Here is a 23763-nt window from a genome sequence, read left to right on the forward strand (position 1 = left end):
ATCTTCTAAAATAATTAGGGAATTTACACATCATCATGTTATGCGTCGTTCATGCCTACTGATGATAAAAAGGAATGCACTTCCTTATCGGACAACTCCTGACAATCGCCTCTGGCCAGCGATCTTGGCATGGTAATTCGACCATAACGGATGCGAATTAAGCGGCTCACTTCAACACCTTGCGATTGCCAAAGGCGTCTGACTTCACGATTTCGTCCTTCAGTCAGCGTGACATGATACCAGGCATTCGCCCCCTCACCGCCCCGGTATTCCACTTTTTTGAATTTGGCGAAACCATCATCCAGAGTAACACCCTTTAAAAGGTTGCTCACAATTTCATCACTGACCTGACCATGTACACGAACAGCATACTCTCTCTCAAGTTGTTGTTTGGGGTGCATCAGATGATTTGCCAATTCGCCATTATTCGTAAATATAAGCAAACCCGAGGTATTAATATCCAAACGACCGACCTGAACCCAGCGGCCTTCTTTTAAATGAGGCAACTGATCAAAAACGGTCTTGCTATGTTTGGGATCGCGGCGGCTGGAAATTTCACCGACTGGCTTATGATAGATAAGCACCCGAGTTTTAACCTTATGCTTAAGAGGGTTTACTATAAGTTTGCCTTTTACCGCAATTTTATCTTCCGGACCAGCCGATTCTCCTATTTTGGCCACTTGTCCATTCACTGAAACTAAACCCTGCTCAATCCACTTCTCCATTTCCCTGCGCGAGCCTAAGCCTGCCTGGCTTAATATCTTTTGTAAACGTTCTTTCATAATTCAACACACTCTTCTTTTGCATCGACAGACTGCTCGGTTTTGCCTGAAGGCATATCCTCAAAACGAGGAAGCGGCGGCAGCTGATGGATTGATGATAAATTAAAATAATCCAAAAAAAATTTGGTCGTAATATACACGGCTGGCCTTCCGGGAACATCCCGATAACCCGCTGCCCGTATCCAGTTGCGCTCTAACAGGGTTTTGATGATTGCGGTACTTACTGCAACCCCGCGGATCTCTTCGATATCAGCGCGTGTAACCGGCTGGCGATAGGCAATAATGGCGAGTGTTTCCAGCAAGGCTCGCGAATATTTTACCGGTTTTTCGGCATTAAGCCGATTAACCCAGTAACTGTATTTAGCTCGTGTCTGTATACAAAAACCACTGGCTAACTGCTTTAACTCAATACCAGTGTTATTATACTGCCGGGCGAGATTCGCAAGCTCCTGCTTGATTATTTCTTTTTCCGGAGGACACTCATCAAATACCGATTGCAATTGTTCAATAGTCAATGGACTTTCTGAACTCATTAATAAAGCTTCCAGGATTCCTCTTAAGTTAATTTCATCCATTATCAAACTCACGAATATGAATAGGCTCAAACGCGGCCGTTTGAATAATAATGACAATTGACTGCCGGGCTAACTCGAGAACAGCCAATAATGTAACGGCAATTCCCATTCGTCCTTCTTCCTTGTTTAACAGTGCGACAAAGGACATGTTTTCGCCCTGCTGCAGGCGTTCAAGAACAATGGCCATTCGCTCCCGAACCGATAGCGGTTCACGCATAATCTGATGATGCACCTGATGACCCTGACGGATAATCAGCTCAGCCATTGCTTCTATTAGGGATTGCAGCGAAACATCCGGATGTAACCTTAGTTTTTCCGCACCATCAACCTGCAGATTCACGCTGAAAAAATCCCGTTCTTCCCGGGGTAATTCATCTAATTGTAGTGCGGCCTGTTTAAATTGTTCATAAAGTTGTAATTTTCTAACCAATGACGTCCGCGGATCTTCTTCAATTTCTTCTTCAGAACCAGTTTGCGGCAAAAGCATCCTTGATTTAATTTCAGCAAGCATGGCAGCCATCACCAGATAATCGGCAGCCAATTCCATTCTATCCGTCATCAATTGGATGTATTGCATATATTGACGGGTAATCAATGCCATAGGAATGTCCAGAATATCCAAATTCTGCTTTCTAATCAGATACAGAAGGAGATCCAAAGGTCCGGTGAATGAGTCAAGCAATACTTCCAGTGCATCAGGCGGGATGAACAGATCAGGAGGCAAATCAGTGAATGGCTTGCCTCCGATTGTTGCGAGTATTGTTTGTTCCGGCTCTGTTTCAGCAGTGTGCATTAATAATCAAGACCTATGACTTCACGTACATCTTTCAGAGTTTTATTTGCTTCATCTCGAGCGGCTTCACTACCCTCCGCAACCAGACGTTTAACCGAACTTAAATCGCCCTCATAATTTTTAATCGCTTCCTGAATAGGAATCAATTCCTGTTTAATCGCATCCACCACAGGGCGTTTGCAATCAATACAGCCAATTCCAGCGGAGCGGCAGCCAGTTTGCACCCAGTCTTTTACATCCTCAGAGGAGTAAATTTTATGCAATTGCCAGACTGGACATTTCTCAGGCTCGCCCGGATCTGTGCGTTTAACTCGGGCAGGATCGGTCGGCATAGTAAAAATTTTCTTTTCAACCTGCGTCAAATCTTCTCTCAGGCTAATTGTATTGCCATAGGATTTCGACATTTTTTGTCCGTCTGTGCCTGGCATTTTCGGTGTTTCCGTCAACAGCGGTTGCGGCTCTGGAAGAATAATTTTTCCTGAACCATCCAGATAACCCATTAAACGCTCTTTATCCCCAATCGAAAGATTGTGTTGATTAGCAATCAATGCTTTAGCGGTGTTCAGCGATTCATGGCAACCCTCTTGCTGAAATTTTTTACGCAACTCGCTGTAAAGGGCACCATTCTTTTTACCCATTTTCTTGATTGCTTCAGCCGCCTGCACTTCAAAGTTTGGCTCTTTGCCATAAATAAAATTGAACCGGCGTGCAATTTCACGGGTTAATTCAATATGCGCCACCTGATCTTCACCCACAGGAACCCAATCAGCTTTATACAGTAAAACATCAGCGCTTTGTAAAAGGGGATAACCAAGAAATCCATAAGTGGATAAATCTTTCTCCCGAAGTTTCTCTTGTTGATCTTTATAAGTAGGGACTCTTTCCAGCCAGCCAAGCGGCGTTATCATTGATAATAGCAAATGCAATTCGGCGTGCTCCGGAACCCAGGACTGGATGAACACCTTGGATAAGCTGGGATTAATGCCGCAAGCCAGCCAGTCCACCACCATATCCCATAAAATATTTTCAATAAATCCTGGCTCTTCATAGGAAGTGGTTAAACCATGCCAGTCCGCCACAAAAAAATAGCAATCATACTGGTGTTGAAGCTTCAACCAATTTTTTAGAACACCATGATAATGACCTAAATGTAAACGGCCACTGGCACGCATACCTGAAACGACACGTTTGTTAGCACTAAATAAAGACATCTAAAACCTCAGGTTTATAAAAATCAGCGAAACGGTTCCGGATCACCCTTACCTTCCCGAATTATTACAGGGTAATCACCAGTTAAATCGACAACAGTCGTGGGCTCGTGACCGCAATCGCCTCCATCAATAATCAAATCAATCTGGTTGCCCAGCAAATCTCTGATAGCTTCAGGTTGACTCAAGGGAACTTCAGCACCCGGTAAAATTAAAGTCGTACTCATAAGAGGCGCTTCAAGACATTCCAGTAAAGACAATGTGATATTATTGTCTGGCACGCGTAAGCCCAATGTTTTGCGCTTGGGATGCAGCATAAGCCTGGGCACCTCATGGGTGGCATTCAAAATAAAAGTATAAGAACCAGGGGTAAATGCTTTTAACAGGCGAAAAATAGGATTGGTTACTCTGGCATATGTACCTAACTGCGAAAGATCGCGGCAAACCAGTGTCATATTGTGATTTTTATCAAGTTGGCGCAGGCGTCTGATGCGTTCAAGCGCCGCTTTGTTGCCCAAACGGCATCCTAAAGCGTAGCCTGAATCAGTTGGATAGACAATCAAGCCACCCTCTTCAATAATGGACGCTGCTTTTCTTAGCAATCTTGCCTGTGGATTGTCCGGGTGAATCGCAAAAAACTGACTCATTAAAAGGTCCCCTGTTAAATGTCCATTGATGCCAGATACAGTTTAGGGGACTGATTGTATCACTTAATTTTGTTTCTGTGCAGCTTTCAAAAACTCTGATCAATCCTTTGAACAGGACAACTCCTGTATAGCTTGTCAGCACAGAATACTTTATTAAGCAGGTCTGCGATTTCGCTTCGCCTGCTGCTTCTCAGCACCAAGGGGTTTTCTCCTCTTGAATGCCACAGCTTTTCCGGGAGGAGTCTTGTTAGGAACTGAAACAGGTAAATTGTGATTAGGTTCAAAATCTTCAATTTCAACCCGGTTTAATTTGCGTTTGATTAATTTTTCGATGGCATTTAACTGACCCACTTCATCGGCGCTTACCAGAGACACCGCCAAGCCGTCAGCACCCGCACGACCGGTTCGGCCAATGCGATGGACATAATCTTCAGCTACTTGCGGTAAATCAAAATTGACCACACAGGGCAGTTGATCAATATCAATTCCTCGCGCTGCAATATCAGTGGCGACCAGGATATGCAGTGTACCCGCTTTGAACTCAGCCAGAACCTTGGTGCGCTGTGACTGTGATTTATTGCCATGAATTGCCGCGGCATAGATCTGCTGTTCAGCCAATTGTTTGACCAGCTTGTTAGCACCATGTTTGGTACGCGAGAATACTATGGTCTGCCCCCATTTATTTTTATGAATCAGATGACCGAGCAATGCCGCTTTGCGTCCTTTGTCAACCGGATGAACGGTTTGTTTGATTGTCGCCACAGTCGTATTGCGTGGAGCCACATCAATTTCAACCGGATTATTAAGTATATTTTTCACAAGTGATCGAATCTGATCGGAAAAAGTGGCTGAAAACAAAAGATTCTGCCGATTTTTTGGTAACAAGGCGATAATCCGTTTAATGTCATGGATAAACCCCATATCCAGCATTCGATCCGCTTCGTCGAGAACCAAAGTATTAATCTGCTCAAAAGAAATCGCTCGCTGCTGATGTAAATCCAGCAACCGTCCTGGAGTTGCAACTAATAATTCAACACCGCCGCGTAATTTCATCATCTGAGGATTAATTTTTACCCCGCCAAAAACAACAGCGGAACGCAATGACAAATGACGTCCGTATTCCAAAATACTTTCGTGAACCTGCGCTGCCAGCTCTCTGGTAGGAGTTAATATCAGAATGAGAGCCCGATTGGATCTGGCCCGGGGCTTATCATGGATCTTTTGTAAAAGAGGCAGAACAAAACCTGCTGTTTTTCCTGTGCCTGTCTGTGCGGAAGCCAAAACATCTCTTCCTCCCAAAACAGCAGGAATCGCCTGTGTCTGAATAGGGGAAGGCTTCAGGTATCCCAATTCGCTGGTTGACAAAACCAAGGGCTCAATCAATCCCAGCTCTTTAAAACTCATAATTTTATTCCTCGAATGCGATAGTTATTTACAATGAATTTTAATCCTATCCATTCAATGTGCTTTTTATAATGACGGATTATACCATAAATTAAAGATAAATGTTTTATTCCATTTGTTTCCAAATTAGTCAGTAACAGTGAAGAAAAGCTGGATTACAAACCCAACTCTTAGTACAATGCCAGACCATATAGACCTTATTAGAGACACAATGGATAACGAGATCCGCGAATTTATAGACAAAACTCTGGCATCACTTTCAGATATGGCAAAGGAAATTGAATTAGCAGACCCTTTGCAGACGATGCATGAAAAAGCAATTCGAGCCTATACCCTCCATTGCCATCAGGTATTTGCTGAATTATCCAAATCAAAAAACATTTCAGAAGCACTGGAACAAGCCCTTAAAAACAATTGGGAATTAATAAAAAAAAGCCTTCTTTCATATACAGCCTTACCGTTTCACCCGGTGACAGCGTTCTGGTGCGATGCTGCCAAATGGGTTGCCTTATCCAAACCCAACTCTCAGGAACCTGTCAATCCCCTTTTATTTTTGATTCCTGATCTACAATGCGTCGTCTCGGTGCATGAGGACTACCCTGATTTGCTGCCAGTTTCCAATCAGGGGACAGGGAAATGGGAAATGGACCTGCTGAAAATTATATCCACTCACATACTGAATGACGCGGGCACCCATTTGATTCCCCTGCGCTGCCTACTCAAGCAAGATGAGGCAGTGGTAGGTCTGCCGACTATTTATAATCCCTACATTGATGATGAGACAGACCCATCTGTGGTTCAGTTGAATGAAAAAGAAATCTACCGTCTCTTTCATTACTCATTGAATACCCAGACCATTTATGAGTCAAAGCAGCAGTTTGACGCCTTGGCAGAAAATAATGATGATTTATTAGGACAGCTGACTTTGCTTCGCAAAAAAATGAAAGAAAACAGTGTTCATGGAAGGGGAAGCGAATTGGCGGCAGGTCAGTTTTTTGATAAAAATCTTATGGATTTTATCACCTGGTATAATGCGATCGATGATCATTCCAATGAACCGGAGGAAATCCACCAGTATATTCAAAGACTCCGCAGTTTCAGCGGACCTGTTGTAAATCCATTCAACAAAGATCTTATTGTTGAAACTCTCGAAATTGTCGAACAGCTGCCTCCAGAGGACAATGAATTCTTTCAGAACTATTTTGCACCTCTCAAAACCCTTGTTGCCATGGATAGGCCTGATGAACAGCAATTGGAAGAGGCTCGCCAAATTATTTACAACTTACTGGTACAATTGGGTATTATTGCCTCTTCAACCAATCTATCTCCCTTGCAAAGAATGCTTCCGGAAACCCTTGCCGATAAGGTATCCAGCCTGAAACGCTATGCTTTCAAGAAAGATAATCGCGAAAATCCCAATACCTGTCTTTCTATTTTAGGGACAAAACTGGATCAACTATTAGTCAAACATCATGAGGCTTTGGCTAAAATAAAAACCAGCACAAACAGACAGCAATCACTGGCAGAAGAAGCCTTAAAAATCCTTAAATCAGCGAAGGAATCATTTCAGAAAAAACTCGATAATTCTGAACCTTTAAATGGTCATGATAAACTCCCTTTAAATCCCCAGGTTCTTGATAAATTACAAATCGCCTATTCTTTTCAGGAACCTGAAGATTTAGATATTCTGCAAAGCCTTAACCCCGATGAAATTACCAGCATTTGTAACGATGGAAGGCTCGCTGCTTCTTTACTAGATCCACACGTTAGGGATCAGTTAATTCTGTTCTCCCTGACCACTTCAACTGACAAATTGCATGCGCTGCTGAAGGGGTTAAGCATGTCGCTGCTTCCATTCCATAAAGCACTGGATAGGCTGATTCCATTGTTGCGCCATCTTTCAGAAGCTCTGGATATAGAGCAATCCCGGGCTGTTTACGAAACCACGAAAGATTATCTGGTTCGATTATGCATAAACAGGCCATCCCAGTTCTCCTGGGACCTGATTGCTGAGCTTGATCAGCAAAAAAATAATCTTCTCTTGGGTTCAATTATCGACGAGCTTTCAAAACGGATTACAACAGCAGACTCTTTTTGCAAAGTCTATAGAGTAATCTCAACACATAACACCGAAAAAAAGACGGTTTTTTTCAATCAAATGCGAGGAAAGCTGCCATCCTTGATGAACACAGTGAATAATCGCACACTGGTATACAAGAAATTGTCGCCCGAGCATCGGATGATAATATTCCCAAATGGCTTAGCCGATCAGTCTGTTCCGGTAAAAACGTTTAATGAGTTTAAATCGCTTTACTCTAATTTACATCACTATGAACAGACAGATTTGTTTCAAACTTATAAAAGCCAGCTAGCGGCATGGGTTCAATCATCAGCCCAATTATTACAGTTACTCAGGATTTTAATACCGGCACAATTTGATGAACTGCTCTCGGAAATTCAACTGGATAAACTCGAAAAAACAAGCCCCACTGAGGTTCGCTCTGCACTTGAAAGCAAGTATGGGGGGAGTCTCTATATACCCAGACGGTATCTTCCTTTGCTTGTCACATTAACTGATTTTTCCAACATCGGTTCTTTTCATAGTCTAAGTCATGCTATCCAACTCATTCATCAGGAGCGGCAGCGGGTCTTCGAAAGAGCCAGTGTGCATACAGTGGACAGCTTTTCATCGGTGACTGGCTGCGATCTGGAATCACTTGATGCCGAAGATCGCCAGTTTCTACTCAGCTCAGAACAGCATATTAATACTCTTTTTGAAAGCGTCGAATTTCGTCTGGAGGGGTTTTCACGCATTGGTACTTATGCAGTTGCCAATGTACTTCAAGGCCTCAGTATCCAGCAACGCGATAGTGTTTTTGACAAGTATATAATACCCCACTTAAGAGATTTGCTGAAAACAACGACTGATTGGAAGAATTTATTGATTTATCTATCTCCTCAGCAAAGGAAAATAATCAATCGTTTTGTATTGGATAATCTTGAGAATCTCAAACTATTCTCTGATATGAACTCTTTTAACAGGGCTCCCTTCCAGTATCTTGACGAAGAACAGTGTCGCATTATTTTCTCAACTCAAAAAAAGGTCTTACTTGAAAGCATTAAATCATTTAAATCATTCGCTGAATTTTTGATAAAAACAGGTCGACCCAACAAAGAAAACAAGGAAATCTTTGATTTGTTTAAATACAGATTCTGCCGCTGGCAGGGCAAGAGTGTATTCACTCTCGGCACTCTTTTTTCATGTCTGGGGCCTTCCGAACTCGAGGAGGCATTCGACCTGTTGAAAGGATTTATTCCTAAGCTTATTAAATCAGCGAAAGATCTTGTTTCAATTGGCTGTTTTCTAACAAAAGCACAGCTTCAGCAAATAAGCTCCAGGATTAAATTTGAAATAAACGGACATTCGTTTGAACAGACGATACGTGAACTTAGCTTAATGAAGCCAGACGAATGGGCAGCAACCATAGAAACAATTTTTGATTTCCTTCCTCAGCAAGTTCAGTGTCCCGATCAATTTTCCAGGCTCAGCAGATTCTTAAGTAACAGTCAGTGCCGGAATTTATTCTTATTATGCGTTGATAACTTAGTCACTCTTTCTGAGGTCAACGAGAGCATTGAATTCCTTAAATCATTGCGATTCACACAAGCCTGTATGATTTATAGAGAGGCTGGAAAAAAATGTCCGGAACTTCTGAGAACTGGTATTTTCGGTTCTCTGATTGATGCCTTTAATTCGGATCCGCTGAGCAGCCTCTCACAAAATGATTTCATCAATATTGGCAAGTACTTACCCATTTCTGAATACCAGCTATTGTTCTCTAAAACTATTCACAAAATTACCCCGGGTTTAACAACGGCAAGTGATTATTTTAACCTGCTTCAATCATTAGAATTTGAACAGGCCTCTGTAATCTATTATGAAATAGCCAGGAAACTCTCTGATAATTTACATTTATCCAGAACCATTTTCTGTTTGCTGCTTGAAAGTTTAAGTGGTGATCCGAACAAGTTTCTGAAAATTTGCAATAACCCCCATTTTCCTCTGTCCTATTGGATTCGCAACCTGGATGATTTCATCTTCTTCATGGAGAAAAATTTATTTCTTAATACCGAATTGCTTCTCAAAGCAGCTACACCCATCCTGCAAACATTTAATCCATCAGCCAGTGAAATAGACAGGCTAAGACAACGTGTATCACCCGCCGAATGCGCGGCAACAATCCAATGTTTTCCAGCCCCGGAACAAGAAGGTCAACCCAGAATCGACTCTCCAGGTACTAACTCCCATGCTTTTTTCGGGTCAACGAAACGCAAAGCTGACAATGAGTGCAGAGACAGCAAACGACTACGCCGGGAAATGATTGATTGTGGCCATACCTACACTCTCCCGGATGAAGAGGAGCCTTCTTTGGCACGTTCGATTGAATCATTATTCACTGGATGGAATGAAGCTTGTCACGACTGGTTGATGGAAGAATCCGAAAGTGAATCTATGGATTTTGAGACTGGATTTGTAAGATAAATTTTGAGTTCACTCTGGTCTTTCACCTAAGTTATGGAAGGTCAGTAAAGTGGATAAATATACACCGCCATTTATACAAATAAGAGCCCCAATGAGCAACGATATTCGATTATTTTTAGACAACAGCCTGGAAACACTTGCCAATGTGATTGCAGAATTTGATTCAATGGGTCCTTTGCAGAATATGCATGAAAAATCCATCCAGGCATATACTATACGTTGTGCAAAGCTACTTCGTGAATTAATTGATTCGCAAAATCCATCAGAAGCATTGGAGCAAGCCCTTCGGAATAATTGGATGTTGATAAGAAACAGTTTGCTTTCATATACAGCCTTACCATTACATCCATTGACCGCTATCTGGTGCGAAGCGGCGAAGCTGATAGCTTCTGCCAGCTCAAGAGCCGAAGAACCTGTAAATCCACTTTTATTGTTAATTCCTGAATTGCAGTGTGTAATCTCTCAGCATGAAGACTATCCTGATTTGATTCCAGTGTTTAATCGCACAACTGGCCAATGGGAAATGGATCTCCTGAAAATTCTGTCCACACATATTTTGAATGATGCAGGCACTCATCTCATTCCCTTAAGCACCTTGCTTAAACTGGATGAAACGGTGGGCTTACCGGTAATTTATAACCCCTATTTCGATGATAATACTGATCCAGCATCAGTTGAACTAAAGGAAAAGGAAACTTCCCGTTTATACCATTATTCTTTTGATACACAGATCATCTATGAAGCAAAGCAACGTTTTGATGTGCTTGCTGAAAATAATGAGGGGTTATTAGGTCAGCTAAGACTCCTGCGCAAGAAGATGAAAGAAAACAGCAGGCAGGGAGGCCAGGGAACTGAATTGGAGGCGGGTGCGTATTTTGATAATAGCATGCTGGACTTCATCAGTTGGTATAATGAAATTGAAGATCATAGTGAAGAACCCAATGAAGTCAGGCTGTTCATTCAAACACTTCGTGATTTCAGTGGTCCTCTGGTCAGGCCCTTTAAGAGATCGCTCATTGTGAAGACGCTGCAAATCGTTGAGCAATTATCTCCGGATGATAAACATGTGTTTCAGGATTATTTTGCTCCTTTGAAAACCATTGTTGCAATGAATAACCCCGGTCCGGAGCAACTGGAAGAGGCAAGGAAAATCATTTATCAATTACTTGTGCAATTAGGTATTATCGCAACCTCCACACACAATAACCCTCTTCCTCACGCCATTCCCGAACCCCTCGCTCATAAACTAGGCAAGCTCAAACGATACGCGTTTAAAAAAAATAATCAGGAAGATCCCAACACCTGCCTTTCTATTTTGGGAACCAAACTTGATAATTTGTTAATCAGGCATTCTGAAGCATTATCTCGAATCAAAACGAGTGATAACCGCCAACAAGTGTTAATGGAAAAAGCACTCAAAGATTTTCGATCAGTTAAAGAATCATTTAAGGAAAAACTGGATAAGGGTGAACCATTGCATGGTCATGACAAATTAATGTTGAATTCCAGCGTCCTTAATGAATTGAATCTTAGGCTCTCATTTGAACATTCTCAGGACCTGGAAATTCTGGAAACGCTAAGTGCCGATGAAATTACCTCCCTGTGTACTGATGACAGGCTGGTATCGTCTTTACTTCACAGAAGGAATAGCGACCAGTTAATTCTCTTCGCCCTGACGGCATCAACCGATAAACTGTATGCGCTTCTGGACGGTCTAAGCCAGTCATTACTTAATGGGGCACAAAAAAATCCGGAACAATTAATTCCCTTGTTACTCCATCTTTCAGATGCCTTTGAGATTGACCAATGCAAGTTGATATACGAAAGAATTAAGAACTATCTCCTTCGTTTATGTACCGATAAACCGAGTATTTTTTCCGGTGATCTTCTTGTGCCGCTTAGACAGCCCAAAAAACAACTTCTGCTTGATACCATAATTAATGAACTTCCGAATTCGATTAAAACGGCAGCCTCTTTTTGTAAAGTTTATTCGCTGCTTCATACGAACAGCATTGAGAAAAATGAACTATTTTTTAATCAAATGCGACCTAGACTTCCTGGTCTGATGAGAACAATTAATAGCAGCACTCAGGTGTTTAACAGACTGAGAAATGAGCATCGTGATCTCATTTTTCCTAATGGTCTGATGAATCAATCCGATAAGGTAAAAACGCTCAATCAATTTATCGCACTTTTCAATAGCTTAAACCTGCAGGAGCGAGAGCATTTGTTCGCCACATACAAGCCGATGCTCCTAACGTGGATTAAATCATCAACTCATTTATTGCAGCTATTCAAAATCCTGATCTCGTATCAATTTGATGAGCTGCTTTCAGAAATACAGATTGATAAGCTGGAAAAAAAAGGGAGTTCACGAGAGATACGCTCTACACTTTCAAGTAAATATCCCAATCAGATTCCTCAAAAATATCTTTCTTTGATTGTTCCATTAACTAATATCACAAATGTTTATTCCTTTCAGTGTTTATGGGATGCCATCGGCCCTCTCAACCAAGAGCAACAGCAAGTCATGCAAAAAGTCCGGGGGGTTGACGTGAGCCGCCCTCTTCCGGAAACAAACGCTGAATATGAATTGCTTCTCAGTGAATCAGATCTTCATTTTTTAAATACCACCAGAGGCCATATTACTTATCTTTTTGAACGTATTGAATTTCGCATCGGAGGATTATTATACAACTCCACTTATGTCATCTCACAAGTGCTGAAAGGACTGAGTGCAGCGCAGCGCGATATAGTATTTGACAAATATATTCAACCCAAATTGGCTATTTTAATTCGCAAGGCGCCGGATTGGACAAATCTGTTATTTTATCTGAATCCTATTCAACGTCGAATTATTAATCAGTTTGTCTTTGACAATCTTCAGCTCTCGCAGCTATTTACTAAACAAGGTGATTTTATAGATGGCCCCTTCCGATTTCTTGAATTCGAACAAAGCCAGTTTATATTTTCAAGTCTGAAACACTCTCTGCAAAAATATATTAATTCGTTTGGAGCCTTCACTCAGTTATTAAGCAATTTAGCCCGTCCCAAAGAAGAAAATAGGGAGCTGTTTGATTTATTTAAAAACAATTTAAGCCGTTGGAAAGGCAAAGATGCGGACACTATCAGTCAACTCTTTTCTTGTTTAGAGGATGCACAAATTCAGGAAGCATTCGCTCTCCTAAAAAGATTTATACCTGAACATATGAACTCAGCAAGAGACCTGATTTTAATTGGTCGGTCTCTGAACAATAGTCAATTTGAACAGATTCGCTCTAAAATAAAGTTTAAAGCACACCAGTATTCAATTACAGAAACATTGCATGAACTTCGCCAAATGACTCCCAGTGAGCGGGCGGTAACTGTGGATACTATTTTTGATTTTTTGCCCGATCAGATCAATTCACTCAAAGACTTTTCTGAACTCAGCAAACTCCTGGGTTCAACTCAGTGCGGCGCTTTATTTGTAAGCTGTTTCAATAAACTATCGCCATTTCTGTCTGGAGTAAATGAATACCTTCAATTTATTCAATCGCTAGATTGCATACAGGGCTTTTTAATTTATCATGAAGTTTGCAAAAAACATCCTGAATTGATATCCGAAGCCGTCTCTCATACTCTGATTGACGCATTTGCAGAGGCCTCCCAGAGTGGTATCTCACTGAGTGCCCTGATTGAGGTGGGTAAATATCTCCCACCCGTACCCTATCAGCTATTGATCTCAAAAACGCATGACCTAATCATTCCTCGCTTAACGAGCATAGGTGATTATCTTAATTTCCTTGAATCATTGACTTTTGAACAGGCTTGTCTGATTTATCCTGTAATAGCAAAGAAAGTTCCTGAGCAATCCCGCACTATTTTCTGCCTTATGCTGGAAACCTTTAATGATGCGCCGGACAAATTTTCAGATTTTTGCAACAATCCTCATTTTCCTCTGTCGAATTGGCTTCATACTATCGATGATTTCATTTACTTCATGCAGAGAAGTTTATTTCTGAATATCGATTTGTTTCTTGAGGCTGCCAAACCTTTTCTACAAACGCTCAGCCTATCGGCCAGCGAGAAAAACAGGTTGAGCCATTGCTTACTCCCCGCTGAATACCAGAAGACAGTTCAATGTTTTCCAACACTCAGCGAGGATAAGGAGCAAATCGATTCACCTGGCCGTAATCCACAGGCCTTTTTTGGGTTAAAGCGGAAAAACGCCGATGCTCGCAACAAAGACTGTAAACGGCAACACCGCTCGGAACCTGAGCTTGAAAAACCACAGAGTACTTATTCTCTGGAGAAAACTGATGCTCTCTCAAATTCATTCGAGTCTTTCAGTGCTATGGATGGAACAATAGATGACTGGTTGAAGGAAGAACTCGAAAGTGAAGATATGGAATTTGAAACTGGATTTTTAAGATAGCAAGAGAAAATCCCCTCTCTCTCTAACTCTCTCCCCTCAAGGGAGAGAGTACTTCAGGAAAGGTTCATTTAAAAGAAAGTTCCCTCTCCCAAGTTGGGAGAGGGCGTAGGGTGAGGGTTGTTTTAGCACCCCTGAGAATCGGCTACCATTTCTGCCAAATCGGCTTGCAACACTCAGGGAGTCTGGCCTGTCGACCGAGAGATATTCTGGACATTCCCTCGCCATGAAAATCAGAGCCGCTTGAGGCAAGTAACTGGTAACGAAGACAAAGCCCCGCGAGTTCCTGAGTTTCATTCGCCATCCCTTCACCCGAAACCACTTCCATACCCTCCCCGCCTGCATCCTTAAATACGGTGATTAACTCATGCAGTTTGGTACGGGTTAATTTATATTTTGCAGGATGAGCCAGAACCGCCTGACCGCCAGCCTTGGTAATCGTTTGCACCGCCTCTTCAATTGAAACCCAGGGAGTTGGTACATAGGCAATTTTTCCCTGACCAAGAAAACGGCTAAATGCCGCCTGTTTTTCTACTACCCTGCCCTCATCAATCAATAACTGCGCAAAATGTGGACGTCCAATTCGACGATGGCCGGCTATCGAACTTACTTTGGTGATAACGTCTTCAATTCCAAGCTGAGTCAGCTTTTCCGCTATTTCCAGTGCGCGTTGATGACGATTGCCTTCCTGGCTCTTAATGAGTGTACTTAAGTGTTCGCTCTGCAAATCCAGTTGATAACCCAGAATATGAATATCGTATTTTTTCCATCGCGTACTGATTTCTATCCCAGGAATAATACGAATTGCCTGTTGCTGCGCCAATTCGATAAGTCGAATACTGCCTTCTATCGTATCATGATCAGTCAATGCCATTATCTCAAGCTTTGCCTGGAGCGCTTTATTCAGTATTTCTTCAGGGGAATGCAGACCATCAGAAAATGTGCTGTGGCAGTGTAAATCAATCATTTGGGTATCGCTTTGGATTTGAAGAATGCAAATTCTTCTAACTGTATAACCGATGATTATATCAGCTTATCTGTTTTTCCACACCCCCGGCAAATTCAATATTTGCACAACATGGGCAAACAATCACACTTTAAGTAAAACTCGCTTTAGCAACTCATTATCAGATTGTCGAGACAACTTGCGAAATCCCCTTCACTTGGACTATCCTTAAAGTACGTTATTTAATTCCCCATATTGCATTGAGCAGTACACTACATAACAAACATATTCGTTTGCCTGAACTAACCGTTGAAAGGCTGGCGAATCTATGTGGTATTTTCCACGAAAACGTCTCCCTCATTGAAGAAAAATTTTCTGTCTCGATTAAATCGAGCCAGAGCGGTTTTTCATTGTCAGGCCATTCCCGAGACTCCATCAGCCAGGCTGGCAGCATTATTGTCGATTTATATGAAATGGCTGATGCGCCAATAAGTCGGGATGATGTTCAATCCCTGTTGTTAATTAAGGAATCTAAAAAACCCATGCATCACCCAGTCAGATTAAGCAGAAAAACAATCCTGGCTCGAAACCCCAGACAGGCAGAATATCTTTCAAGTATTGATTCACATGATATAATATTTGCTGTAGGACCTGCCGGTACAGGTAAAACTTATCTGGCAGTTTCCAAAGCGATTGAATGTTTTGAAAAAGGCGAAGTTCAGCGTCTTGTTTTTGTAAGACCTGCAGTTGAAGCAGGAGAAAAACTGGGGTTTTTACCCGGTGATTTAGTCGAGAAAGTATTACCTTATCTTCGTCCTGTTTACGATGCCTTATATGAGATGATTGGCTTTAAAGAAGCGCAGAAACTCATTCAAAGTGACGTTATTGAAATTCTGCCACTGGCGTTTATGCGTGGCAGAACGCTCAATGAGGCATTTATTATTCTTGATGAGGCGCAAAACACAACGATTATGCAGATGAAAATGTTCCTGACCAGAATGGGATTTGGTTCTAAAACTGTAATTACTGGCGATATGACGCAGATTGACTTGCCTAAAAATATAGACTCCGGTTTAATTCATGCCGTAAAATTATTTGAAAAGCTGGACGACATTGCCATTCATACTTTTTCAAGCCGGGAAGTCGTCAGACATCCTCTGGTATCAAAAATTGTGGATTGCTACGAGCAGCAGCAATCTGAGGATGACAAACAATGACTTACCACGTTGACGTACAAGTAGCTTGCGAGACCCCCCTCCCCTTTACAGAAGAAACAGTAATCAATTGGGCAAAATCTCCGTTACTCACTCATAAACCCTCTGCAGAAATCACTTTACGATTTGTAGATGCCGAGGAAATTCAGGAATTAAATCACAGTTACCGCAAAAAAAACAAACCAACTAATGTGCTTGCCTTTCCAAGCGCTATTCCTGAACATATAGAACTCGATTTCCCCTTTCTGGGCGATGTCATTGTTTGTCCTCAGGTATTGGACGAAGAAAGCCGCGAGCAGGAAAAATCGCTTGAATCCCATTGGGCTCACATTATCATTCATGGCGTACTTCATCTGCTGGGTTATGATCACATCGAAGCCCGGGATGAGCAGCAAATGCAGCAACAGGAAATCCAATTGCTTGAACAATTCGGCTTTCCTAATCCCTACAACGAAGAGGATGATCATCTTGAATAAAGAGGACGAAGGCGGTTCGTGGTTTGTGCGACTGAAGCAGTTTCTACAGGTTGAGCCGCAAAACAAAGACGAATTAATCAGCCTTTTAAGGGATGCACAAATTCGCTCTCTTATTGACTCTGAAACCCTGGGGATGATTGAAGGCGTTATACAATTCAGTCAGATGCGTGTCAGAGACATTATGCTCCCCAAAAAGCAAATCACCTTCATATCACTTCATGATGATTTTAATAAAATAGTTGAAACAGTCACCAGCTCAGGCCATTCACGTTTTCCGGTAATGGATGATAATGAGGATGATATTATCGGCATTTTACATGCCAAGGATCTACTGAGATTTAATGGGCAGACTGAAGACGAGTTTGATTTAAGCGATATTATCCGCCTTGCCACGTTTGTACCCGAAAGCAAACGTCTTGATGTGTTGCTGAGTGAGTTTCGAAATAACCGTAATCATATGGCCCTGGTGGTAGACGAGTATGGTGCTGTCAGCGGCTTTGTGACTATTGAAGATGTAATTGAACAGATTATTGGCGATATTGAAGACGAATTTGATATCGATGAAGAAGCCTATTTAAAAGCGCACGGCGATTCACAATACATTATTAAAGCACATATGCCAATTGATGAATTCAATGAGCAGTTGAACTGTCATTTCAGCGATGAGATATATGATACGATCGGCGGTATCGTGATGGCGGGTTTTGGATATTTGCCCAAGCGCGGCGAGATAATTACCCTTGATCAGTTTGAGTTTAAAGTAATTAATGCAGATGCCCGACGGATTAAGCTTTTATCCTGTCTGGACAAACGACCACGCGATAAACATCTGGATCAATCCTTTGCCTAGTGATTGGACTCAGATCAATGACTTCCGGGATAACATAGCATGAACAGTAATATTCTAATTGTTGATGATGACACAGAATTAACCGATCTTTTAGAGCAATATCTCGAGCCAGAGGGTTTTAATGTAGTCTGTGTTCATGATGGGGACAGCGCGGTTAAAAAGGCGCTTAACCAATCTTTTGATGCCATTATTCTCGATGTGATGTTGCCCAAGCTCAATGGCTTTGAAGTTTTGAAAGCCATTCGAGAGCATTTGGAAACTCCTGTTCTGATGCTTACAGCTCGCGGGGATGATATTGATCGAATTGTTGGCCTTGAAATTGGAGCCGATGATTACCTGCCAAAGCCTTGCAATCCTCGCGAATTAGTCGCGAGATTAAGAGCTATATTAAGACGGACTCAGAAAATTCCAGTTCATCGCCCTGTTATTGAGCATCATGACATCGTGGTCGACTGTTCCAAACGGATCGCCACCCATCATGGCGAGGTGATGGAATTGACCAATGCAGAATTCAATATATTAGAAATGCTGATTAAATCTCCGGGCCAGGCGTTTTCCAAGGAAGAGTTAACCGAATATGCTCTGGGGCGAAAATACACCGCCTATGACCGCAGTATCGATGTGCATATCAGCAATCTGCGAACAAAGCTAGGAGATAATCAGGAAGGCGAACCCTTCATTAAAACGGTCCGCGGCTTTGGGTATATGTTTAATGCGTAGTCTGTACTGGAAAATCTTTCTTTCCTTTTGGCTGGCTACCATTCTGATTATTATAACTACCGCCTGGGTAACCAGTGAAATTGCTCAAAAATCATCAATACCAGCACGCGAGCATGTATTTATGGACAGCTATGCAAATGCTGCCGTGGCCACCTTCGAGTCTGGTAAACATACGGCCTTAAAAACCTGGCTTGCACAGATTGGAATTGCCAGGCATATGGAGTTATTCCTAATTTGCAGCACCGGTGAAATTATTGGTAATCAATCGCCGCCTCATGTCGTTAAAGAAATTACTAATCATCTGGTTAAAGAAGAACTTGATGACGGCCTGATAAAATACGGAAATTTAATTATTGTCAGCCATGAGATCCTGTCAACATCTGGCAAAGCCTATCGTCTGGTGGCGGTCAGTGAAAAACCCCTGGCTCATTTTGTACAAATTCCCTGGGCTGGACTAACCATTCGTCTGACCATCGCCATTTTTATCAGCGGTCTTATATGCTACTTGCTCTCAATTTACCTGACTCAGCCTCTTCGTTCATTAAGAATGGCCGCCAGATCCATTGCCACTGGTAAATTAAATACTCGAGTAGGCAGCTTCAAAGGACACAGCCGCGATGAAATTGCCGAGCTTAGTGGCGAATTTGATCGTATGGCTGAGAAGCTGGAAGCGATCATCAGCTCAAAAGAACGCCTGCTGCAGGATATCTCCCATGAATTACGTTCACCTCTCGCCAGATTGCAGATAGCGATAGAACTGGGACGCAAGAAAGCTCAAAGCGCTGCAGATACAGAATTTTGCCGTATGGAAGTGGAATGTCTCCGCTTAAATACCTTGATTAGTGAGATCCTGCAGTTTGCACGCCTTGATAAATCCGCCGATGAACTGCAGCGTACACCCTGCAATATTAAAGAATTACTCACCCGGATTATTGCAGACGCAAATTATGAATTTGCTAACTCAAAACCACTGGTAAGCTTACAAAGCAGTGTCGATTGCGTTCTCTTTATCGACGAACGTCTGATTCACAGAGCTATTGAAAATATTATTCGCAATGGCTTACGTTATTCGCCTCCTAATGAACTCGTTACTGTCCATTTAGACATGGTAGAGGACAATTTGCTTATAGACATCTGTGATCGCGGGCCAGGAGTTCCGCAGGACCAACTTGAGAATATTTTCAATCCATTTTATAGGGTTGACACATCAAGAGAAAAGAAAACAGGTGGATATGGTCTGGGTCTGTCGATTGCACAAAAAGCAGTGAAGCTCCATCAGGGCCAGATTAAAGCGTATAATCGTCCCCAGGGCGGTTTGCAGGTCAGAATCATTCTACCCATCTTAAGCAATCAACCTGCGCCACCTGTTCAAGATAAATCCGATTTTCCTCTCTAAGACAGTTTGTGTATAGCAAGAGAAGACAGGGCACAAAGACCGTCTTTGCGAGCATTAGCGAAGCAATCCACCTCCAAACATTATTCAAGTTTCGATCTTGGTTGCTTCGCCACACTCGCAAAAACACAAGCTTAGTTGTGTGATTCTATTTATGCAACAACGCCACTTGTCATTACTGCAATTACCCAGTATATTCCTTCCTCTTTTTAGTTTTAAATCGATAGTAAAATGAACGAAATCACTAAAAGCACCCCTTCGCTGGCCGTTTCAGAAATTCGCAAAATACTACCTGATTTCAAGCCCCTGATTGGTATTGTATTGGGCTCAGGGCTGGGAAGTTTTGCAGAACAGATTGAAGATGCGGTGACTATCAGCTACGACAGCCTGCCCGGATTTCCCTGCACCACGGTCAAGGGACATAGCGGTAATCTGGTATTGGGGAGACTGGCAGGTGTTAATATCGCATGTCTGCAAGGCCGAGCGCACAGCTATGAAGGTCAGAACCATGAGATTGTCAAAAATTATATCCGTACTCTGAAGTTATTGGGGTGTGAGTATTTTCTTGCCACAAACGCTTCTGGCTCTTTACGTGAAGAGGTAGGTCCCGGTGAATTAATGCTGATTACAGATCACATCAACTTTCAGCCAGGCAACCCCTTGGTAGGTCCTAATGAAGAAGAATTCGGCCCACGCTTCTTTCCGCTGGATAACGCCTATGATCTGGCAATGCGTCAGAAGTTTCTGCAAATTGCAGAGCAGACTCAAATAAAGCTTCATCAAGGCGTCTACATTTCAGTGATTGGCCCTAATTACGAAACAGCTGCTGAAATTCGCGCATTTCGTATTTTAGGTGCGGATGCGGTAGGCATGTCAACGGTGCCTGAAGTACTGGTCGCTAATCATTGCGGGATGAAAGTAGCAGTTATTGCCACAATTACCAACCATGCCACAGGGCTTGCAAGCTGCAGTCATAGTCATGATTCGGTAGTGGAAATGGCTAATCAGGCAGCCAAGCGTTTAAATAGTCTGGTTAAAGAATTTATTGCTAGTCTGGCATGAATATAGAAACCGGATTCGTAAACTTTTCTCTGGAAAAGCAGGATATTAAAACAGAGCAGTCCCGCCAGTCTATTGTATCCTGCATTGATTTAACACTGCTGGATGAGAAGGCCTCTGAACAACAGATTCGAGAGCTGCAATTCAAAGCGAATCAGTATAAAGTGGCTGCTCTTTGCATTTATCCACAACATTTAGCTTTCCTGGAACCCCTGGATTCATGTAAGAGAGCGACCGTGCTTAACTTTCCCAGTGGCGATTTGCCAGCGGCATTGGTGATCTCACAGCTGGAAGACACTCTATCGGCTTATCCAGTTGATGAAATAGATTATGTTTTTCCCTATTCGCTGTATCTGAAAGGATACAAACAGCAAGCACTTGAACGCTGTCGGCAAGCTCTATCCTTATGTCAGCATCGAAATGTTTTATTCAAAGTGATTGTGGAAACCGGTCAGTTTACAGAGCCAGACTCATTGTATATCCTGGCTCGCGAACTTATTGATCTCGGCTGTAATTTCCTGAAAACTTCGACTGGCAAAATTGCCATCGGCGCAACACCTTTATCCGCCTACACACTTCTCAAAGCTATTCAGGAATCAGGTACTTCAGTCGGGTTTAAAGCCTCGGGCGGTGTTCGCAAAACAGAGGATGCATTTCTCTATGCTGAAATGGCAACGCTATTACTCAAAAAAGAAATTGCTCCTTCCTGGTTTAGAATTGGAGCAAGCAGTTTGCTGGATGAGTTGGTAAAAGTCTGAGTTCAAAAACTCATAACCATTCCGAGCCATAAAATAAGACCGTACCAGGCATTGCTAATGAAGGCTCTGAAACAGGCAGCAGGCTCTCGGTTACTGATTAAATATTGCTGATAAAACAAATTGGCCCCTGCAGCTATCCAGCACAATGCCAGCACACCATTAAACAACTGGACACTGAGCAGTAAATAGAGCCAAAAGGCGTGAACGACTCCCTGCAATAAGCCAATGATTAATCGGTCATTATCTGCAAACAGGATAGCACTCGATTTAACTCCAATTTTTAAATCATCTTCACGATCAGCCATTGCATATTCTGTATCATAAGCGACTGTCCATAGAAAATTGATGAGCAGCAAGCTTATTGCGATGGAATCCAAAGGAATATCAGAGGCAGCATAGGCCATTGGAATACCCATGGAAAAAGCCAACCCCAACACCACCTGCGGGGCCTGAATAAAGCGTTTGCAAAAAGGATACGCAATGGTGATTAATAGTGCGAACAAGGCATAATAAGTGCAGGCTAGCGGTAGTTGAATCAGGATCATCAGGGCAGAAAACAGCAGAAAGAACAGATAGACCAAGGCGTTTTTAAGCGGGATCTCCCCTGAGGTCAAAGGCCGATGTTGTGTGCGCCGAACATGACAATCGATTTTTCGATCAGCAATATCATTGATGACGCAACCCGCTGCCCGCATTAAAATAGTGCCGGCTAAAAACTGCAGAAATAAAATCAGTGAAGGATGGCCCTTATTGGCAAACCATAATCCCCAGGCAGAAGGACTCCACAATAAGATAATTCCAATGGGTTTATCAAAACGCCCTAATCGATAGTAGGCATGCCAATTCATTTTTTAATCCTCGACAAATCAGGCAGTAAAATTTCTATCAGATAAAATGGAAAATGACCGTTGATAATAAATCGTGAATAACGTACCCACAATTGAGAAGCGTTTCGTATTAGCTCTTCTTTAATCCAATAAAATTCCTGAAAATGGTTATCGATAGAATAATGACTTAATGATACTCGCTCGACATTTGGACTGTTAAAAACGATCTGACCCAGTGATTCCTTTTGTAATCGATTAAAGAAAGAGTTATTCTGCTCAAAAGTGGACTCTGGTATTACAGAACGTGCAAACCAGCAGCATTGATTCCCTGAAAACATCATTACATCCCGATGAATTACACTTTCTTCCGAGATGCCCAGGAAAAATCGATCCCACCAATTGCATTTTGTCATGCCCTGCTGAATTAATTCCAGACGCGCATCGCCCGTCTCTTGTCTTAATTTTTCAGTCAATGCCGCTTTATGAGTCAGCCATGTAGCCCACTCGGCTGGCGGTAATAGCGTTTGCATGGAGAATCGTCTCATTCAAAATTTGGGGCTAGTATATCATAAGAAACACAAGTTACTGACAGGCAATTCGGCTGATGCTGAGACGTCCGCTGGCGGATATATTCAAAGAGCGGGTGTTGTTACCCTTACAGCCCGTTGCGGTAACGCTTAAATTCATGGCTCCGCTGGATGCAAAGCCCATACTATTGTAACTGACTATATTGGCATCGGCGTTAACCCTTGTTCCTGAGGGCAATGCCTCGCTGACTTTAACCAAATCATTATTGCTATCGATGAGATTGTTGTTATTGGCATCCACAAATACAATCCATCCTTGTGCCCATTGGCTTGCAGAACCGCAGGTGGTTAAAGCGGCATTTCCTGCAGAGCACACCGATACTCGCACTCCGCGCTTAATAGCTTCCATTCGAGCAAAATTCAAACTGGCTGACAATCGATTCACCATGGCAACTACCTTATTATTTTGGATTAAAGCATAATACCCAGGCACCGCCACTGTGATGAAAATGGCTGCAATGCAAAGAGTGACTATCAATTCGGTCAGTGTAAATCCTTTTTCAACTATCCTTTTCATGCTGATTGTTAGTGAATTTCCCTCTGATAATTATATCATACAGCTGAGAT

General features: G+C 42.4%; 19 protein-coding genes. 9 read left to right on the forward strand and 10 right to left on the reverse strand.

Annotated features, from left to right (window positions below; genetic code table 11):
- Positions 1-38: 38 nt before the first annotated feature.
- From rluB to DYH61_RS08020, 6 genes are all read right to left on the reverse strand, one after another.
- Positions 39-785 carry a 23S rRNA pseudouridine(2605) synthase RluB gene (gene rluB / locus DYH61_RS07995; protein WP_103989323.1) on the reverse strand — a complete coding sequence of 249 codons (747 nt, stop codon included), beginning with the start codon at positions 783-785 and terminating at the stop codon, positions 39-41.
- Entirely contained in the window at positions 779-1357 is a 579-nt protein-coding gene (scpB, locus tag DYH61_RS08000; RefSeq protein ID WP_058508369.1) for an SMC-Scp complex subunit ScpB, read from the reverse strand. The genes rluB and scpB overlap by 7 nt, the downstream gene beginning before the upstream one ends.
- Positions 1350-2150 carry a segregation and condensation protein A gene (locus DYH61_RS08005; protein ID WP_058508370.1) on the reverse strand — a complete coding sequence of 267 codons (801 nt, stop codon included), beginning with the start codon at positions 2148-2150 and terminating at the stop codon, positions 1350-1352. Before DYH61_RS08005 ends, scpB begins: the two co-directional genes overlap by 8 nt.
- Positions 2150-3361 carry a tryptophan--tRNA ligase gene (locus DYH61_RS08010; RefSeq protein ID WP_058508371.1) on the reverse strand — a complete coding sequence of 404 codons (1212 nt, stop codon included), beginning with the start codon at positions 3359-3361 and terminating at the stop codon, positions 2150-2152. Before DYH61_RS08010 ends, DYH61_RS08005 begins: the two co-directional genes overlap by 1 nt.
- A 23-nt stretch (positions 3362-3384) precedes the next feature.
- Complete coding sequence (locus DYH61_RS08015; RefSeq protein WP_058508372.1) at positions 3385-4005, reverse strand: L-threonylcarbamoyladenylate synthase; 621 nt, start codon at positions 4003-4005, stop codon at positions 3385-3387.
- Between the two features lie 153 nt (positions 4006-4158).
- A complete protein-coding gene (locus DYH61_RS08020) occupies positions 4159-5409 on the reverse strand; it encodes a DEAD/DEAH box helicase (protein ID WP_058508373.1) in 1251 nt (416 codons plus the stop codon).
- Between the two features lie 211 nt (positions 5410-5620).
- Here DYH61_RS08020 and DYH61_RS08025 point away from each other — a divergent pair, with 211 nt between their 5' ends.
- A complete protein-coding gene (locus tag DYH61_RS08025; RefSeq protein WP_058508374.1) occupies positions 5621-9952 on the forward strand; it encodes a hypothetical protein in 4332 nt (1443 codons plus the stop codon).
- A 91-nt stretch (positions 9953-10043) separates the two neighbouring features.
- A complete protein-coding gene (locus tag DYH61_RS08030) occupies positions 10044-14369 on the forward strand; it encodes a hypothetical protein (RefSeq protein ID WP_058508375.1) in 4326 nt (1441 codons plus the stop codon).
- A 142-nt stretch (positions 14370-14511) separates the two neighbouring features.
- Here the strand turns inward: DYH61_RS08030 and DYH61_RS08035 are convergent, their stop codons facing one another.
- The gene (locus DYH61_RS08035) at positions 14512-15333 is read right to left on the reverse strand and encodes a PHP domain-containing protein (RefSeq protein WP_058508376.1); all 822 of its coding nucleotides are present in this window, start codon (positions 15331-15333) and stop codon (positions 14512-14514) included.
- A gap of 239 nt (positions 15334-15572) precedes the next feature.
- Between DYH61_RS08035 and DYH61_RS08040 the strand changes: the two genes are divergently transcribed.
- The 7 genes from DYH61_RS08040 to DYH61_RS08070 all read left to right on the forward strand — a co-directional run bounded on the left by DYH61_RS08040 (position 15573) and on the right by DYH61_RS08070 (position 21782).
- Positions 15573-16529, forward strand: a complete 957-nt coding sequence (locus tag DYH61_RS08040; protein ID WP_058508377.1) for a PhoH family protein — start codon at positions 15573-15575, stop codon at positions 16527-16529.
- Positions 16526-17002 (forward strand): rRNA maturation RNase YbeY, encoded by a 477-nt coding sequence (gene ybeY / locus DYH61_RS08045; RefSeq protein ID WP_058508378.1) that lies wholly within the window; start codon positions 16526-16528, stop codon positions 17000-17002. The genes DYH61_RS08040 and ybeY overlap by 4 nt, the downstream gene beginning before the upstream one ends.
- Positions 16995-17852: an HlyC/CorC family transporter gene (locus tag DYH61_RS08050; RefSeq protein WP_058508379.1), complete on the forward strand. Its 858-nt coding sequence runs from the start codon at positions 16995-16997 to the stop codon at positions 17850-17852. Before ybeY ends, DYH61_RS08050 begins: the two co-directional genes overlap by 8 nt.
- Positions 17853-17891: 39 nt before the next feature.
- Entirely contained in the window at positions 17892-18572 is a 681-nt protein-coding gene (gene cpxR, locus DYH61_RS08055) for a two-component system response regulator CpxR (protein ID WP_058508380.1), read from the forward strand.
- Positions 18565-19968, forward strand: a complete 1404-nt coding sequence (cpxA, locus tag DYH61_RS08060) for a two-component system sensor histidine kinase CpxA (RefSeq protein WP_058508381.1) — start codon at positions 18565-18567, stop codon at positions 19966-19968. Before cpxR ends, cpxA begins: the two co-directional genes overlap by 8 nt.
- A 228-nt stretch (positions 19969-20196) precedes the next feature.
- Positions 20197-21027 carry a purine-nucleoside phosphorylase gene (locus DYH61_RS08065; protein ID WP_058508382.1) on the forward strand — a complete coding sequence of 277 codons (831 nt, stop codon included), beginning with the start codon at positions 20197-20199 and terminating at the stop codon, positions 21025-21027.
- Positions 21024-21782, forward strand: a complete 759-nt coding sequence (locus DYH61_RS08070; RefSeq protein WP_058508383.1) for a hypothetical protein — start codon at positions 21024-21026, stop codon at positions 21780-21782. The genes DYH61_RS08065 and DYH61_RS08070 overlap by 4 nt, the downstream gene beginning before the upstream one ends.
- A 2-nt stretch (positions 21783-21784) precedes the next feature.
- Here the strand turns inward: DYH61_RS08070 and ubiA are convergent, their stop codons facing one another.
- The 3 genes from ubiA to DYH61_RS08085 are packed head-to-tail and all read right to left on the reverse strand — an operon-like array spanning position 21785 to position 23713.
- Positions 21785-22630, reverse strand: a complete 846-nt coding sequence (ubiA, locus tag DYH61_RS08075) for a 4-hydroxybenzoate octaprenyltransferase (protein ID WP_058508384.1) — start codon at positions 22628-22630, stop codon at positions 21785-21787.
- Entirely contained in the window at positions 22627-23139 is a 513-nt protein-coding gene (locus DYH61_RS08080) for a chorismate--pyruvate lyase family protein (protein WP_058508385.1), read from the reverse strand. Before DYH61_RS08080 ends, ubiA begins: the two co-directional genes overlap by 4 nt.
- A gap of 52 nt (positions 23140-23191) precedes the next feature.
- The gene (locus tag DYH61_RS08085; RefSeq protein WP_058508386.1) at positions 23192-23713 is read right to left on the reverse strand and encodes a GspH/FimT family pseudopilin; all 522 of its coding nucleotides are present in this window, start codon (positions 23711-23713) and stop codon (positions 23192-23194) included.
- Positions 23714-23763: the final 50 nt, after the last annotated feature.

Source organism: Legionella quinlivanii (assembly GCF_900461555.1).
GTDB lineage: Bacteria > Pseudomonadota > Gammaproteobacteria > Legionellales > Legionellaceae > Legionella_C > Legionella_C quinlivanii.